19 protein-coding genes are annotated in these 14,749 nt (G+C 56.5%); 9 read left to right on the forward strand and 10 right to left on the reverse strand.

What is annotated here, in order from left to right:
- Positions 1–111: 111 nt before the first annotated feature.
- A complete protein-coding gene (locus tag GH784_RS23680; protein WP_246670495.1) occupies positions 112–435 on the reverse strand; it encodes a HipA N-terminal domain-containing protein in 324 nt (107 codons plus the stop codon).
- The gene (locus GH784_RS23685) at positions 432–704 is read right to left on the reverse strand and encodes a helix-turn-helix domain-containing protein (protein ID WP_111796718.1); all 273 of its coding nucleotides are present in this window, start codon (positions 702–704) and stop codon (positions 432–434) included. The genes GH784_RS23680 and GH784_RS23685 overlap by 4 nt, the downstream gene beginning before the upstream one ends.
- A 419-nt stretch (positions 705–1,123) precedes the next feature.
- On the opposite strand from GH784_RS23685, the gene GH784_RS23690 reads away from it, so the two are divergent.
- Entirely contained in the window at positions 1,124–1,444 is a 321-nt protein-coding gene (locus GH784_RS23690; protein ID WP_111802320.1) for a hypothetical protein, read from the forward strand.
- Positions 1,445–1,525: 81 nt separating this feature from the next.
- Here the strand turns inward: GH784_RS23690 and GH784_RS23695 are convergent, their stop codons facing one another.
- Positions 1,526–1,930 (reverse strand): type II toxin-antitoxin system VapC family toxin, encoded by a 405-nt coding sequence (locus GH784_RS23695; RefSeq protein WP_111796716.1) that lies wholly within the window; start codon positions 1,928–1,930, stop codon positions 1,526–1,528.
- Positions 1,927–2,160 (reverse strand): AbrB/MazE/SpoVT family DNA-binding domain-containing protein, encoded by a 234-nt coding sequence (locus GH784_RS23700; RefSeq protein ID WP_162633773.1) that lies wholly within the window; start codon positions 2,158–2,160, stop codon positions 1,927–1,929. The genes GH784_RS23695 and GH784_RS23700 overlap by 4 nt, the downstream gene beginning before the upstream one ends.
- Before the next feature lie 190 nt (positions 2,161–2,350).
- On the opposite strand from GH784_RS23700, the gene GH784_RS27635 reads away from it, so the two are divergent.
- From GH784_RS27635 to GH784_RS23735, 8 genes are all read left to right on the forward strand, one after another.
- Complete coding sequence (locus tag GH784_RS27635) at positions 2,351–2,479, forward strand: hypothetical protein (protein ID WP_263634972.1); 129 nt, start codon at positions 2,351–2,353, stop codon at positions 2,477–2,479.
- Positions 2,480–2,601: 122 nt separating this feature from the next.
- Entirely contained in the window at positions 2,602–3,171 is a 570-nt protein-coding gene (locus tag GH784_RS23705; RefSeq protein WP_111802319.1) for an AAA family ATPase, read from the forward strand.
- Complete coding sequence (locus GH784_RS23710) at positions 3,149–3,769, forward strand: histidine phosphatase family protein (protein WP_112493370.1); 621 nt, start codon at positions 3,149–3,151, stop codon at positions 3,767–3,769. The genes GH784_RS23705 and GH784_RS23710 overlap by 23 nt, the downstream gene beginning before the upstream one ends.
- A gap of 70 nt (positions 3,770–3,839) precedes the next feature.
- Positions 3,840–4,223: an ester cyclase gene (locus GH784_RS23715; RefSeq protein WP_111802317.1), complete on the forward strand. Its 384-nt coding sequence runs from the start codon at positions 3,840–3,842 to the stop codon at positions 4,221–4,223.
- A gap of 202 nt (positions 4,224–4,425) precedes the next feature.
- Entirely contained in the window at positions 4,426–5,085 is a 660-nt protein-coding gene (locus GH784_RS23720) for an outer membrane protein (RefSeq protein ID WP_013762458.1), read from the forward strand.
- A 664-nt stretch (positions 5,086–5,749) separates the two neighbouring features.
- A complete protein-coding gene (locus GH784_RS23725) occupies positions 5,750–5,965 on the forward strand; it encodes a hypothetical protein (protein WP_065659437.1) in 216 nt (71 codons plus the stop codon).
- Positions 5,966–6,393: 428 nt separating this feature from the next.
- Positions 6,394–7,332 carry a GntR family transcriptional regulator gene (locus tag GH784_RS23730; RefSeq protein WP_111796710.1) on the forward strand — a complete coding sequence of 313 codons (939 nt, stop codon included), beginning with the start codon at positions 6,394–6,396 and terminating at the stop codon, positions 7,330–7,332.
- Between the two features lie 6 nt (positions 7,333–7,338).
- The gene (locus GH784_RS23735; RefSeq protein WP_153793910.1) at positions 7,339–8,217 is read left to right on the forward strand and encodes a sucrase ferredoxin; all 879 of its coding nucleotides are present in this window, start codon (positions 7,339–7,341) and stop codon (positions 8,215–8,217) included.
- A gap of 35 nt (positions 8,218–8,252) precedes the next feature.
- On the opposite strand, the gene GH784_RS23740 is transcribed toward GH784_RS23735, so the two are convergent.
- The 6 genes from GH784_RS23740 to GH784_RS23765 all read right to left on the reverse strand — a co-directional run bounded on the left by GH784_RS23740 (position 8,253) and on the right by GH784_RS23765 (position 14,748).
- Positions 8,253–9,086 carry an alpha/beta hydrolase family protein gene (locus tag GH784_RS23740; protein ID WP_003518948.1) on the reverse strand — a complete coding sequence of 278 codons (834 nt, stop codon included), beginning with the start codon at positions 9,084–9,086 and terminating at the stop codon, positions 8,253–8,255.
- 13 nt (positions 9,087–9,099) lie between these two features.
- On the reverse strand, positions 9,100–9,993 hold the full coding sequence (locus GH784_RS23745) for an N-formylglutamate amidohydrolase (RefSeq protein ID WP_111796708.1): 894 nt from the start codon (positions 9,991–9,993) through the stop codon (positions 9,100–9,102).
- Positions 9,990–10,688 (reverse strand): RraA family protein, encoded by a 699-nt coding sequence (locus GH784_RS23750; RefSeq protein ID WP_111802315.1) that lies wholly within the window; start codon positions 10,686–10,688, stop codon positions 9,990–9,992. The genes GH784_RS23745 and GH784_RS23750 overlap by 4 nt, the downstream gene beginning before the upstream one ends.
- Entirely contained in the window at positions 10,681–11,538 is an 858-nt protein-coding gene (locus GH784_RS23755; RefSeq protein WP_112493371.1) for a creatininase family protein, read from the reverse strand. Before GH784_RS23755 ends, GH784_RS23750 begins: the two co-directional genes overlap by 8 nt.
- Entirely contained in the window at positions 11,531–13,006 is a 1,476-nt protein-coding gene (locus GH784_RS23760; protein ID WP_236772756.1) for a serine hydrolase domain-containing protein, read from the reverse strand. The genes GH784_RS23755 and GH784_RS23760 overlap by 8 nt, the downstream gene beginning before the upstream one ends.
- Positions 13,007–13,083: 77 nt before the next feature.
- A complete protein-coding gene (locus GH784_RS23765; RefSeq protein WP_111802312.1) occupies positions 13,084–14,748 on the reverse strand; it encodes a dipeptide ABC transporter ATP-binding protein in 1,665 nt (554 codons plus the stop codon).
- Position 14,749 lies beyond the last annotated feature (1 nt).

Raw genomic sequence — 14,749 nt, forward strand, 5'->3', positions numbered from 1 at the left:
CTTCTCCTGGACGCCCGCAAGCGACATGGAAACACCGCGCTCACCGACCAGAAAAGGTTTGGCAGGAAGTTCATCGAGAATAGGCTCCAGAGCCTGCTCATCCGGCACGGGCTAAAGGTTGACACCCGCTTTCCGCGGTTCGCCGATCGAGAGCGCCCCCGCCGTGTCACGTCCGATATAACCAAGCAGACCGACAATGTCCTGCGGAGAAACCTTGAGGCGCTGGCCGATCTCGGCAAGATGTGTTTCCGGAAGCAGATTGGCAAGCCAGGGCAGCAGCTTCGCGGCACTCACGGACCCCGAGCGCAGCGGCATGGTGAGCGACACCGGAGAAGCCGTGCGGCGTGCTTCCCAGCCCGGATCGTAGTCCAACGTCCATTCGCCATCAAAAGTGAGATGGGCGACAGGCAAGGTCTCATAGTAAATAGTTGTCATCGATCAACACCAAATATCGGCAAAAAGCCGAGGTCACCGTCCGGCGCGGCTTGCACAGTCTGGACCGTGTTGAGATCGCCGATCTCGATGCCGACGGTGCGCGCGACGATCAGGGCTTTTTCGAGCTGGCAACTCGGCTTGCCCGATTCAAGCTCGACGATGAAGCGTTCACCCGTTCCGGAACGGGCAGCAAGCATGGTTTGCGTCCAGCCAAGAGATTTGCGTTTCTCCCTGATAGCAGCTCCGAAATCGCATGCGGACCTGAACATCGTCAACCTCCATCTCTTGACTTACCGTACAGGAAGTTTTCACAAAAAATCGACGCTTCACTTCCCGATCGGTAAGTTTTTCACTTGATCGCACCAAATCATCCTGATCGGGAATGTGAGGGATTGCCCCCGCCAGGAGCAAGGGCCTTTTTCTTCGTTTGAGAAGACTATGTTTCATCACGATTGTTCGACAAATTGCTGAAACAGTACTTACCATAGTCTTCACTTTTTACATGCGGGTTATTACATAAATATATGATATTTATCGGCAATATATAAACTTCATAGTCGCACAATCCATTTCTCCGCAGGTTCTGCCCTGATGCACCGTGATCACAGCAACACCTAAAACCGCAAGCTGAAGCCCACGCTGCCGGTCTTGTGTTGACGCCCTTCAGCCGACCCGGCAACATCACACAATGACCCTGACCAACAGTTTCATTGCCGAACTTGTCCGCGACGCCAACAGGCTCGATCACCTCGACGACTATCAGAAGCGGCGTGTGCTCGAACGGGCCGTTACAACGATCCGGGACATGCGCGAAACAATCGGAATTCCACCCGGCCCCGGTCGTGACCGCCTCCTCGAGATCCAAACCGTTACCCTCTCCATCGAGCTCGGGTGGCGCAGCGATGAAGAGATCCGAAACGCTCTGCTGCTCGCGGCAGGCATGATCCGCGACCTGCATATCGTCCTCGATAGCAAAACCGACATCAGCATTGTTAAGCCATCCAGTTGAAAGCCCTTGTAGCTATCGCCTGGGCGGCCCATCAGAGCCATACCGACCCCGAAACCGGTGCCGGATCAGAGCGGCGCAGGCCTAAGCTCCAGGTGAAATCAGAGTGACCGTGGGAAAATATGATCGGTAACGAGCCACATCTCGCGTCAACAAGGGAAGGTTTTGTATTGCCGCGTGGGCTCCAATGAAAAAGTCAGGCAAAACACCGGTACGGGTACCGCCGCCGCGTCGATATCTGGCAAAGGCCTTACCCGCCAAAAATAACGCAGCGCGAGGGAAAGGGGTGAACTTCAACCCCGCCTGATCGACAAAAGCATCAAGAGCCTCTATCCGCTCATATCGAATAGATAGTTCCGCGTAGACGACGTCATTGATAAACAGCGGACCCGAAACGCTCGCCAGCTCGAGCTGCTCAATCGACCAGTCGGCCCAAACCCGGTCGTCCGTCACGAGATCAAGCAGGACATTTGTATCGACAAGCGTCACTCGTCACCACGGGTCAGAGCCAGAATCGCGTCGGTACCCAGACCTTCACCGGCATGGCCGCGCAGCTTGGCGAAACGCGTGAGTGGCTGTTTCTTGTCCGCCCTGACGAGAACTATCCTTCCATCGGGGGCTCGAACAAAATCGACCGAGCTTCCTGGTGAAATCCCCAAAAGCTCGCGTACAGCTTTTGGAATGGTGACCTGCCCTTTGGCCGTTACCGTTGTTGTCATGTCAAACTCCCGTAATACCGTCGAAACCAATGGTATTACTTCTGTACCTTTGTTTCAACCAATCTCGCGATGAAATCAGTCACCAGGGCCCAGCCACCAAATCATACCGGCAACATTCAGCCTTCGACTATTAGCATTCCATTAACCATACCGGACCACCTTCCTCTCACAGCAACGATGGAGGTTGGCTATGGCTTACGACTGGGACCGCAATGAACGCGACGGCCGGTTCGATGAACTGGCGGCAGGTCTGATATTCTTCACAATCGTCACCCTGCTTCTGGCGTCCGCCTATCTCGTGGTAAGCTTTGCCAGATAGGACAGCTCAGGCGGCAGCTCTTCACCCGCCTATCGGCCAGGACGTAGAATGACAGGGTGGCTACTTGGGCCAATGACCGTCGTATCGGCGGGTTCATGTATACCAGTGGTTAGTGACGGAACATGACAGACGATCTCGGCGGCCATATCCTGCTTCTGTCCGGCCACCCCGGCTCCGGCAAATCCACAATCGCCGAAACGCTGGCGCACTTGCCCGGGGTTCCAAAAGTGCATTTTCACAGCGATGACCTATGGGGTTATATCAAGCATGGCCGCATCGATCCATGGCTACCGCAATCCCATCAGCAGAACCGCATGATCATGCAGATCGCCGCCGATGTTGCCGGTCGTTACGCCAGTGAGGGTTACTTCGTCATCCTTGACGGCGTCGTGCGACCGGACTGGCTCCCGGCCTTCCTGGCGCTTGCATGCCCGCTGCACTACATCGTGCTGCGCACGACAGTAACAGAAGCAATCGAACGCTGTCAGACTCGCGGCGGCGTCAGCCTCCACGATCCGCTGGTCGTGGCCGATCTTCATGCCCAGTTCGCCAATCTCGGGGCTTTCGAGCACAACCTACTATCGTTGTCGGGCAAGGACAGGGATCAGGCCTTGCACGCGGTCATCAATGCGCTGCAATCGGCACGTTTCCGTATTGATGCCACGAGCGATGGCAATCGATTACGAACATAGAGGTGAAGCAAGCGTGGCTGTCCCAACAATCTATCTCCTGCGCCACGGCGAAACAGTCTGGAACTGTCTTGGCCGGTTTCAGGGCCAACAGGATTCGCCGCTGACCGCGCGCGGTATCGAACAGGCAGATCAAGTCGCACGCCTGCTCCGTGACGCTCTCTGCGACGATGAGCAGTCTTTCCGGATGCAAATCAGTCCGCTCGGGCGCGTGCGACAGACAGCAGAACGGGTCCTGGCCGAGGTTACGCTCCAGTATCTCGAAGATGACAGGCTCGTTGAGGTCACCACCGGATCCTGGGACGGGATGACGCGATTTGAGATTGATGCCGAATTTCCTGGGCGCCTTGAAGGATCCAACGCATTCGACTGGTATTTCAGGGCACCGGATGGCGAAAGTTTTGATGACGCCTGCAAGCGCGCGACGTCATGGATCTCGGATCTCCGGCATCCGACGATCGCCATTTCCCATGGCCTGTTCGGGCGGATTCTTCGGGGTGTTTTTCTCGGACTTTCGAAGCTGGAGATGCTCGAACTGCCCGTTCCGCAGGATGTGTTGTACCGACTGGATGATGGCAGGTGCGATCTCATCACAGCTTGACCCGCACCGTCATGATCCAGAAAGCCAGGGGCCAAGGACGTCATTCGCCACGTCGACAGGGGACAAACACATGCATACACTTAACGTCATTTACCTGGCTTATCTCGACTGCCTCAACCGTCAGGCCTTCGATGAGCTCGGCACTTTCGTCGACGATACTGTTGAACACAACGGCCGGGCGTTAGGCCTGTCGGGCTATCGCGACATGCTGGTCAGGGACTTTGCTGATATTCCAGACCTTCGGTTTCAGGCAGAGATCCTTGTCAGCGACGTGCCCCGGATCGGCGCCCGGCTTTCGTTCGATTGCACTCCCAAATCCACCTTCATGGGCCTTCCGGTCAATGGCCGACGCGTTCAGTTCTGCGAGCATGTTTTCTACGAGCTCGAACAGACAAAAATCCGCAGGGTCTGGTCGGTCATCGACAAGGCCGCAATTGAGCGCCAGCTCGGCTGACGGCCTTCACCGGTCGAAGGTATCTGTGGCCCGCCAGCGCCAGAAAAATGAGCCGAAAGAGTGTGATTGCACGAGACGCTGAAGCCGGACAGCCTCAATTTATGCAGACAGCTGCTGAGGTCGCGGGCGTTGCACAAAGGTTACATCATATTTCTGGAAAAAAGCATATGAATGATCTCTCATATAAGGGAGTTCAGAGACTATGAAGAAAATCGTATCGACTATCGCATTCGTGCTTGCGGCATCGACTGCAATGGCGGCCGATGCCGTATCAGAAGTTCCTGCAGCCCCGGCAGCAGACGTTGCGCCGCTGTTCAGCTGGACCGGGTTTACCGCCGGTGTCCAGGCCGGCTACGGCTGGAACAACAATGACGCTTCGATCGTCGGCCTTCCCGGCCAAACGTCCGCAGACTTCGACGGTGCTCTTGCCGGTGGTTTCGTCGGCTTCAACTACGACCTTGGCAACAGCTGGGTCGTTGGCCTCGAAGCAGACTTCGAAAAGAACTGGGGCGATGATTCAGCCACTATCCTTGGCACGGGCTTTGACTACGGGTTTGACTGGCAGGGTTCGGTTCGTGGCCGGGTCGGCTACGCATTTGACCGTGCCCTGGTCTATGGTACCGCAGGCTGGGCCTATGCTCGCGGCTACGCGGAAGTTCCGGGCATTGCCGACGTGAAGGAAACGTTCAACGGCTACACCGTCGGCGTTGGTCTCGACTACGCGTTTACCGACATGGTGTTCGGACGCGTTGAGTATCGTTACACCGATTTCGGCGACAAGGATTTCGATTTCGGCGGCGCTGCAATCAATGCAGATGTCGACCAGCATGCAATACGCGTCGGCCTCGGCGTAAAATTCTGATTCACCCGGACAGCAACAGCAAAAGCCCGGCCATTGTGCCGGGCTTTTTTCTTGTCCCTTTTCCGAAGGCGGGAAGCGACAAACAGGGGTGGGCAAGTACGGGCCACCTGTTGGCCAGTTGCAATGCCACCACAATGACTGAACATGCCGACCAGAACCCGGACGCGACCGGACACGGTCCTTCTCCCTCCAGCAAACGATCAGCCAGCCTCACCCACGATTTCCCCTTTGAGCAAATCCCCAAGCAGTGCACGATCGGCATCACACAGCGCCATCTGCGTCAGCTTACACCGCAGTAAGTGGAGCAGCATCTGAGCATCCATTCCATCCGCCGGCTTTTTTGCAGTTGGTTGAGAATCCATGTGCCAAGCAGCACTTTCAGCCGCACCTCGAGCTCCCGTTGCCGCGCGGCAAGTTTCCGCGGATGATGCGGGTGTTCCCTGGAGGCATTGGATCGGTAAAAGCCTGTTCCATGCGTTCGACGACGACACTATTCGCGACCAAGCGCGGTGGCTAGCTGACGGATCCCCTGGATTTGCTCAAGCACGCCAACCGCAGCTTGGAGCAACTTGCGATTTAGATAAAATTTACGCTAAATCTTATCGGTTTGAACCGATCCGGCCATGCTACGTTTCACGCAAGTCAAATCGGGAGGCCGGCTGCGATGATCTGGAATTTGGAGAAACTTGAACAAGAACGTCTCGACCTCATTGAGGTCATCGACAATCTCAAGAGGTGGGAACGTTTCTCTATAGACGACCGGCACATCATCTCATTACAGATCACCGCACATATGATGCGACTTAGCCAACTGGATGAAGACCTGGCGCACTTGCGCAGTCAAGAATTTCGCTCGGTTGAATATCTGGCTGCTGACTGAGGCCCGTCGTTGTGGCGAATTAAGGACCCGTTTGTGTGAGCATTGTGCTTATGCCCATACCGCGAAACCTCCGCGGCTGATGCCAGGGGTTTTTGGAATATTGGTTGCGGGGGCTCGCAACACGCGATTCCTGCGGCTACCGTTCATCGTTGACGCCATACTTCGAGTTGGGTGTAGTTGACGGCTAACGAGGGTGATAAAATCTCCCCATAACCGCGCTCATTTCATTCAGTTGCCTGATCTATGTACAAGTCGATATGGCGTCCAGTCCGGCATTAGAATTAACCCTCCAAGCGACTATCTGCTTTCGCGAAATGTAAAGGCGACGAAACGTGGCTTACAACCAATTATTCGCTTCAGATTGACAGTCGATTTGTATTATGATGACGCATAAATCATTTTATAGATTGGGCGTGTAATAAGTGGCTATGAGAAGTGGCATCCTAGGCTCAAAGAGTGTTGCGAACGGCGCTCTTAGTCCTTTACAGATTGAAGTTGTTCGAAAACTGATACCAATTGTCCGTGCGGGTAAGTGGCCAATCGGTGGGAAGATCTCGGATGCGGCTCTCGCCCGCGAATTCGGCATCTCGCGTACGCCAGTTCGACAGGTACTGCAATTCCTTTCTGAAAAGGGTCTTCTAGCGCAAACCGATAATCGTGGTTTTGTGTTGGTGCGAGTGCCAACCGGCGATGATCGCTTTGAAGAAGTTGTGCCCCCATCTGGGATGGATGTGCTGTACCGGCAGATTATGCATGCGAGAGCAAACGGTCTGATCGGCAGCGAAGCGTCCGAAACAGAATTGCTGGAACACTTCGGCACGTCACGCGGCGTCGTGCGCCGCACGCTCATGCGCCTGTCTGCTGAAGGACTTGCAGAACGGCGTGACGGGCACGGCTGGCGTTTTGCCGAATGCCTAGACAACCGTCAGGCGGTCAATGAAAGTTACGCCTTCCGCGCCATCATCGAATGCGGCGCCGTAATGGAAGATACATTCCGGGTGGACATGGAGATGCTGCTGGCGCTGGAAAGTGAACAGACGGCTTTGCTTAACGCCCCATTGGCATCGATTGAAGGATCGGCCTGGTTTGAGGCAAATGCCCGCTTCCACGAAACCGTGGTTTCCTGGGCAAACAACCGCTTTCTCGAACAGGCGATCCACCGCCAAAACAGCCTGCGGCGCATGACGGAATATGCGGAATTTGCTGAACTGAGTGAAGCGGGCGTACGCAAGGCGGCGCGAGACCACCTGGCAATCCTCGAAGCCATCAAAAGCGATGACCGAAAGCTGGCTTCGGCCATCCTCTTCCGCCATCTCAGCCGTTCTTCCGTCAGTGGCGAGGCGCACCCTGCCCGCCTCGGGGATTGATCGCAGATGGCTGCACGTATCTTTTGTCGTGACCTGTGTACTGAGCGCGGCGAACCGGCGTCGGGACTTGGCCCATCGTCAAAAAGCTATGTGCTGCTGCACTGGCCGCGCGGTGAATGGCGTGTGCCACGGATCAAATCGCACAATATGCCAGAAGGGCTCGGGCAGGCAATTTTGGCTGCAAATGCGGCGGGCATTCACGTTGCGTTGGTGGATGGCGACGACGTTGGGTTCACGCATCAGGGTATTGTCAGAGACCATGTGACACCTGCGGAAGCCGAACGGCTGCTGCTGCATATTGCCGGTGGAGGCGTGCTTGACGGTACACATGACCCACGCATGACCATCGTGTGCTGCACCGATGGCAAGCAGGACCCTTGCTGCGCCCGTTACGGCTTTGCGACATGGAAGGCCCTGCGACAGGCAGCAAATCCAAGTCGCTTCCGTATCCTGCAATCCACCCATCTCGGCGGATGCCGTTTTGCAGCCTCACTTGTCGTTTTGCCGCACAGAGCCCGCTATAGCCGACTAGAGCCATCGCAGGTTGGCGATTTTCTCACCTGCCTTGAACAGGGCAGTCCCTACCTTCCCGCCTATCGCGGCAACCCCTCCTACGACGCGCCTGCACAGACGGCGGAAATCGCGCTGCTGGAATGGGCAGGACAGCGCGGCACAACAGGGGCGGTGACACTTCATAAGACGGAGAGCGGCATTTCCAACGCCGACCAAGTTCATTTCTGCGCAACGATCGGCACGCAACACGCCACTGTAACCGTTGACAGACCCGAGTTTGCGGTCAACACACGCTGCGTCACGATTGGTGAACCCGAGGGCACAAAAAATGTGGCGCGATGGGTCGCCACATCTGTTCGGCCCGAAGACTGATCGACGTCGTAGTCTCCGGCCAAGCCGATAGTTTCTCAGCCTTCGAGAACTGCCGAGAAGAATGCCTTGACGGGCGGCTGAATACCGGTGCCATTATGGCTGATGCCGGCAACCCTATCGAAACGCGGTTCGACACCAACCGCCTTCAGGCCCTTTTCCAAGGCGCGCAAACGCTCAACGCGGGTTTCACCGCTATCATTTATGCCCTCCATCCAGAAGGGTGATTTTGGCCCGACGGTGACATCCCAGGTTTCGACATCCGCGTCACCGATCACCAGCTGCACGGCCACCTGACGCATCGCGTCGATATCAATGGGCTGGCCGAATATCTCTTCCATGCCGTTCAAACCGACCCACCAATTGGCGCGATCATCGGGAAGCGTGACGGTGCCGGGTGCACCCACCGAAACGGCACGAAGTCGGCGCGGGTGAAGATAGAAAAAACGATGGGCAAATTGCGCACCACCGGAAAAGCCGTGCATCAACACCTTTTCCTTCTCGACACGGTAACGCGTCGCCAGCTCATCAATCATGTCCAGCAGAACAAGATCGTAACGAATACCGTGATAGATCATGTGTTTGTAATTGTGCAGATCATCAGCATCATCAATACCCGCCGGGAAAAGCGGTGCCAGCAGGACGCATTGATGCTGTTCGGCAAAGTCGATGAATTCGTCGCGCAGGATATCAGCGTCGCGCAGGCTGCCATGAACAAGGACGGCAAGCGGATGCACGGTTTCACCGGCCGGATCATATCCTTCGGGAATATAGCAGCACCACGAAAAGCGCTGATCCATGCGCGAAGCAAAGATCGGTGTGCGGCCACGGCGATAAAAATTGAGTGGCACGGCCTTTTGCTGGACGAACATGAGACAATTCCCTTTAAAGTTTTTTCGGTGGTTGCTGGCTGGCGTAATCAGCCAGCACGCGGTTCATACGGGCAAGCACGCCCTTTAATGCCTCGTAACCATCGTTACGCTCGCGAGTTGCCTCGTCCATGTAGAGCTTGCGGTTAATTTCAAACTGCACACTGTGGCGTTGAAGGGCCGGATTCGAATAGGCTGTAACCAGTTCCGCCCCACGAAAAGGCTTGTTGAGCGCAACGACCAGCCCCTGCGCTTCAAGAGTTTCGGTGATCAGCGCTATAAATTCGCTGGAGGCTGACCCGCCGTGCAAATCGCCAAGGCAAATATCTGCCCGCACCGTTCCCGCCGGATCAGACGAAATCGCATGGCCAACGGCGGTCATCGAATGGCAGTTGATGTGATAAACACGGCCAAACCGGCTGTAGACGGCATTCAGCAGGCCAGCCAAATGTTCATGGTAGGGCTGCCAGTAGGTGACGATCCGCGTCTCAGCTTCCGCCACACTCATGGGTGCCGCATACATTGGCTCATCGCCCCAGGCGTAACGCCACATCAACCCCATGCCGCGTTTCGCCGTTGCGCTTTCACGCACTGGATGAGGCCAATCACCGTCCACAAGCTGGGTGTCCATATCGAGCAAGGACCGGTTCACATCGAGAAAACTGCGGGGAAAACGCGCGCTCAGTAACGGCGCACCGACATCACATGCCGACGAAAACAGATCATCGATATGGGTGTCTGCGGCTACTCTCACTCGCTCTGCGGAAACAGCAGGGTGGAATCCCCTAGGCATGTCCAGACCGCTATGGGGGCTGTCAAACACCATCGGAGCCAGAGGCGTGCGGGGTGCAATCACCGAAAGTACGCCCTCCAGCGTTATATCTTGCAACTGGCCATAGAGCGGGGTCATTTTTGTGTTCCTTCCGTTGCGCCTGGCTTGAGGCGCGCGTTCACCTTGTCCACCGCGCGGGTGATGTCACCGAGCTTTTCGCCATCGAGCAACCGCTGCATGGTGCGGGCAACACGTGTCTCACGGGCTATGCAGATATCAGCTATGTCTGCCGCCTCATCCGCGGGCAGCACCACCACGCCGGAAGCATCCGCCAATACGATATCGCCCGGCAAAACCGGCACACCACCACAGGCGATCGGTCGATTGAATGTGCCACCAAGATCAAGCTGGCGGGTGGTGACAGACGAAACACCGCGGCACCAGACGGGCAGCCCTTCGGCGATGATTTCCGCGACATCGGTACACGGCCCGTCAATGATGACACCGGCAACACCTGCCATGCGCGCAGCCCGTGCAACCGCACCGCCAAGGCAGGCATGGCGGCTGTCACCCAACCGATCAATTACCAGCATGTCGCCGGGGCGCACCTCGCTTAGCGCGTAATGCAACAGCGTCGAGCACATGGCGGGAATGGCGAGCGTGACGGCAACACCGGCACGGGCCTGTTGCTGCGGCAAGACCGCTTGAATAGAACCGGTCATGAAACCGGTATGACGCAGATGCCCGACACTGGCCGTTTCAATCTGCTGCAACGCCTCGATAACCACCTGGGGAGGCGTAACCGGCATTGCACCGATACGTAATTCAGTCATGGCTTTCTCCTTGCGACGGCCGTGCGACAGATGCCTCAAAAGGCTGTACGGCATTTCGTGGATCGAAACCGGCGAGATGGCGCATCAACCGCGCAGTATGGCCAACTATATGGCCACAAATCACCTGACCATTTTCAGCACTTGCCAATGAGGCCCGACCACCGAGCATACCGGCCGGATCGACCTCGGTGCAGTCAAGCGGTATCTGGACCGGTATTCCCTCGAAACGAGTGGCAGAGACACCACCAACGGGCAGACCGAACACGCTGCCACGCGGCGCGGGATCGCGCATCGCCTCTGTTCGAACCAGTTCGGGAAAAAGATGCATATAGACCGAAGTCATCGGTTCACCGCCGTGACCGCGCGCGCGCGCGGCGTCATCACCATAAAGTGTCTTCCACAGGCCATCCGGCAAGCTCTGCCAAATGTTCAGTGCCGGTATCAGCACCCCTTTTTCACGGCGCAACTTGCGGCAAACCTGATCGAGCAGCGGTGCATTCGTTGTGTGACCATTGAAAATCAGCAGCTGTTCATAACCGTGATCAAGGAAGGAGGTCAGGATATCCTCAAGCACAGCGGTGAACGTCGCAGCACGCAATTGAATTCCACCGGCTATCGCCCGGAAAAATTCAGCATGGCCAAACGGCAGCACAGGCGCTGTCAGCCCGTCCCCCGCCCGGGCGCTCATTTCCGCTAGCCGTTCGGTCAGCATGAAATCACCCATCGGCGCGTGCGGCCCCTGCTCTTCCTGCGAAGCAAGCGGAATGAGAATGACTGCGGGGCGTTTCATACGCTGCGCAAATGTCTCATGCGTCATGTGAGAAATCGCAACCGGTTCATTGTCAACCATGCTGTTTCTCCCTTGCATGCTGCTCCAGCAGTTGCCCCTTGATGTCAGGAAATTCAAGCTCGGATGAATTGACATTTACCCGCCTCGAAAGGATCATCGAGCCGTCTGTAAAGCGTAAGCGAACGGTATCGCGAAACGCCGTTTCAACGAATATCCAATCCATTTCCAGAACCGTGTCGGCACCGTCATTTTCAAGAAGCCGGGCCGAGGCCAAGACCCTCAATCCGCCGACTGGCTGGTAGGAATGGTGCAGCCTTGCGCCGGGTATTGTGGTAACAGTTTCAATGTAAAAACCGCATCCTGCCCGTACTTGATGTTCACCATCCGCATCGCGAAGAGTGACACTCAGTTCGTTATTGTTGGCGGCAAGAGCGATGCTTTCGATAGCTTGATCGTTGGGTTCGACCATCCATGTGCCGCACGGCACTTTTTCCGCCGAAAACGCCATGTCTGCAAAATTTTTTAGCCGCAATCCAGCCAGACGTGCGTCCAGTTTCTCGGCGCTCTCAGGGGTGCCACCGCCTTTGCCGAGTGCTGGACGCAGCACGTCATAAATAAGCTGATGGACACGGCGATCACTGTCTTCCAACCCGCCGGTAAATGCTAAGACGGCATTTTCTTCCGGCAGGACGATACAATATTGGCCAAACAGGCCATTGGCGGAAAAACTGTTGTGGGGGCCACGCCACCATTGATATCCGTAGCCTTCACGCCGGCTAACCTTTTGACCATCTCCGACTTCGTCCGGGCCGAGATAGTGGTCTCCTGTGAAAACACCGAGTACCACGTCCCGGATCTGCATGCCGGTTGCGGCCTGCACCCATTGCCGGGGCAGAAGCTGTCGGCCCTGCCATTCACCGCCCTGCAAGTGCAGTATGCCCAGCTTCAGCATGTCCTCACTGGTGCAACTGAGGCCATTGCCGCCGGTGTTGACGCCGTCAGTGCCTGTGTCCCATGTCATATTCGTAGACATGCCCATCGGCTGGAATATCCGCTCAGAGAGATAATCCGCGATCATCCGTCCCGTGACCTGCTGCACGATGGCTGACAGCATGTAGCTTGCAGCACTGTCGTAGACAAAAACTTCTCCAGGATTGTGGGGTGTGGGCTGGCGCAGGAAATCCTCCACCCAGCTTGAAAGCACCCGCCGCCAGGAGCCTCCAGAAATGCCGCGGCCATGACCGCTGGTCATGGTCAGCAGATGCCGTACCTTCATGGCCCGCAGGTTATCGTCGACCGGTCCTGCATAGTCAGGGAAAAATTGCAGCACCGCATCATCGATCGACAGCAGACCATCCGACACGGCCAAACCAACAGCCATGGAGGTAAAACTTTTGGTCACGGAATGCATCATATGCGGGCGGGCAAGTGAATAAGGTGCCCAGTAAGCGCTGGTGATCAGTGCACCATCCTGCCAGACGAGAAGGCTATGCAGTTCGAGATCGTGACGTTCGATCTCGTCTAGCATGGCGAGGATTATCGCTGGGTCTGTGCCCCGCGAGGCGGGTGTTGCCCCTGGCAGATCCGTAGTTACTGCTGTCAATTTCATTGCAATGCGTCCGCCTGCTGTTTTTCCGTTTCTGCGAAACGCCAGTTCAGCGAAACGCCGGTTTCGGTGCGGGTTAGTGTTGGAATGGCCGACAGCAAGGCCCGAGTATATTCCGACTGCGGAGCATCAAAAATGTCGTCGCGATTGCCTTGCTCAACGATAGCGCCATCACGCATCACCACCACCCGGTCGGCGAGCTGTTCGACCACACCGAGGTCATGGCTGATAAACAGGCACGAAAAACCATATCGTTTTTGAAGATCAGCCAGCAGTTCCAGCACTCTGGCACGCACAGTAACGTCAAGTGCCGACACCGCCTCATCAGCGATCACGAACTGCGGCCGTCCGACAATGGCACGCGCAATTGCCACGCGCTGACGCTGGCCGCCGGAAAGCTCGTGCGGGAACCGGTCAGAATAACGCCCGTCGAGCCCCACTTCTTCCAGAATGGTGCGGGTGCGGTACAGCTTTTCTTCCCGCGTCGATTTGGTGTCGTGACGCAAGGCTTCCGCCACGATATCGCATGTTTTCATGCGCGGATCGAGCGAGCCGAACGGGTCCTGGAAGATCATCTGGCAATTGAGACGGTAGTTGCGCCACACGGGCGAATCCGGCTTCACCTCTTCGTCGGCGAAGAAAATGCGGCCGGCAGAGGCAGGCACCAGCCCGGCAATACAACGGCCAAGTGTTGTCTTGCCGGAACCGGAGGCACCGACCAGCGCCACGATTTCACCCGGCCGCACGACAAGGTCGACACCATGCAAAGCCTTTTTGGTCTTTCGCGGCGCCATAAAACCTGCACGGGCACTGTATGTGACCTCAATGCCGCGCACTTCCATGACGGGCTTTGATTGCGGATCAATGTCTCTCAACGGCCCACGCATCGGCATGGATTGCAGCAATTCGCGTGTGTAGTAATGGCGTGGATTGGAAATGATGTCCGCAACCGGACCCTGCTCGACAATTTCCCCCTGCCGCATGACGATGACGCGGTCGCAGTAGCGCGCCACCATGGGCAGGTCGTGGCTGATCATCAACAGTGCCGTGTTTTCACTCCGCACCATCTCGAGCATCAGTTCCAGCACCTCGCGCTGTACCAGCGCGTCAAGCGCTGTCGTCGGCTCGTCCGCAATCAGCAGGGATGGTCGCAGCAGCATGGCAGATGCCAGCATCATGCGTTGGCGCATGCCGCCTGAAAAATGATGCGGGAATGCCAGCAACGCACCTTCGGGATCGTGAATGCCGACCCGCCGCAAAATTTCAAGAATTTTGGCGCGCCGTGCAGCGGCGTCCAGCCGTGTGTGAAGTTTCAGTGGCTCTTCAAGCTGCTTGCCAATGGTCATCGACGGATTGAGCGAGGTCATTGGTTCCTGAAACACCATGCCCAGCCGGGAGCCACGCAATGCGCGGATTTCCTTACCTTTCATTGATGGTACAGAGCGGCCTTCAAAACGGATATCGCCGCCCGAGATGGAGATAGCGGGTGGCTGGAGACCCATGAGACTACGTGCCACCATGGTTTTTCCCGAACCGCTTTCGCCGACAATACCGACGATTTCACCCGCACCAACGCTGAACGAAACATCGCTTACGATACCGTGGTCATCAATACCGTTTACGGAAAGGCTAAGATTTTCGACCTGAATAAGAGGCTGTTTCATT

Source organism: Agrobacterium tumefaciens (assembly GCF_009649785.1).
GTDB lineage: Bacteria > Pseudomonadota > Alphaproteobacteria > Rhizobiales > Rhizobiaceae > Agrobacterium > Agrobacterium tumefaciens.

Excerpts from the sequence above, each read along its gene's own strand:
- GH784_RS23680 (WP_246670495.1), bottom strand. The coding sequence starts at position 435 with ATGACAACTATTTACTATGAGACCTTGCCTGTCGCCCATCTCACTTTT.
- GH784_RS23685 (WP_111796718.1), bottom strand. The coding sequence starts at position 704 with ATGTTCAGGTCCGCATGCGATTTCGGAGCTGCTATCAGGGAGAAACGC.
- GH784_RS23690 (WP_111802320.1), top strand. The coding sequence starts at position 1,124 with ATGACCCTGACCAACAGTTTCATTGCCGAACTTGTCCGCGACGCCAAC.
- GH784_RS23700 (WP_162633773.1), bottom strand. The coding sequence starts at position 2,160 with ATGACAACAACGGTAACGGCCAAAGGGCAGGTCACCATTCCAAAAGCT.
- GH784_RS27635 (WP_263634972.1), top strand. The coding sequence starts at position 2,351 with ATGGCTTACGACTGGGACCGCAATGAACGCGACGGCCGGTTCGATGAA.
- GH784_RS23705 (WP_111802319.1), top strand. The coding sequence starts at position 2,602 with ATGACAGACGATCTCGGCGGCCATATCCTGCTTCTGTCCGGCCACCCC.
- GH784_RS23710 (WP_112493370.1), top strand. The coding sequence starts at position 3,149 with ATGGCAATCGATTACGAACATAGAGGTGAAGCAAGCGTGGCTGTCCCA.
- GH784_RS23715 (WP_111802317.1), top strand. The coding sequence starts at position 3,840 with ATGCATACACTTAACGTCATTTACCTGGCTTATCTCGACTGCCTCAAC.
- GH784_RS23720 (WP_013762458.1), top strand. The coding sequence starts at position 4,426 with ATGAAGAAAATCGTATCGACTATCGCATTCGTGCTTGCGGCATCGACT.
- GH784_RS23725 (WP_065659437.1), top strand. The coding sequence starts at position 5,750 with ATGATCTGGAATTTGGAGAAACTTGAACAAGAACGTCTCGACCTCATT.
- GH784_RS23730 (WP_111796710.1), top strand. The coding sequence starts at position 6,394 with ATGAGAAGTGGCATCCTAGGCTCAAAGAGTGTTGCGAACGGCGCTCTT.
- GH784_RS23735 (WP_153793910.1), top strand. The coding sequence starts at position 7,339 with ATGGCTGCACGTATCTTTTGTCGTGACCTGTGTACTGAGCGCGGCGAA.
- GH784_RS23740 (WP_003518948.1), bottom strand. The coding sequence starts at position 9,086 with ATGTTCGTCCAGCAAAAGGCCGTGCCACTCAATTTTTATCGCCGTGGC.
- GH784_RS23745 (WP_111796708.1), bottom strand. The coding sequence starts at position 9,993 with ATGACCCCGCTCTATGGCCAGTTGCAAGATATAACGCTGGAGGGCGTA.
- GH784_RS23750 (WP_111802315.1), bottom strand. The coding sequence starts at position 10,688 with ATGACTGAATTACGTATCGGTGCAATGCCGGTTACGCCTCCCCAGGTG.
- GH784_RS23755 (WP_112493371.1), bottom strand. The coding sequence starts at position 11,538 with ATGGTTGACAATGAACCGGTTGCGATTTCTCACATGACGCATGAGACA.
- GH784_RS23760 (WP_236772756.1), bottom strand. The coding sequence starts at position 13,006 with ATGCTAGACGAGATCGAACGTCACGATCTCGAACTGCATAGCCTTCTC.
- GH784_RS23765 (WP_111802312.1), bottom strand. The coding sequence starts at position 14,748 with ATGAAACAGCCTCTTATTCAGGTCGAAAATCTTAGCCTTTCCGTAAAC.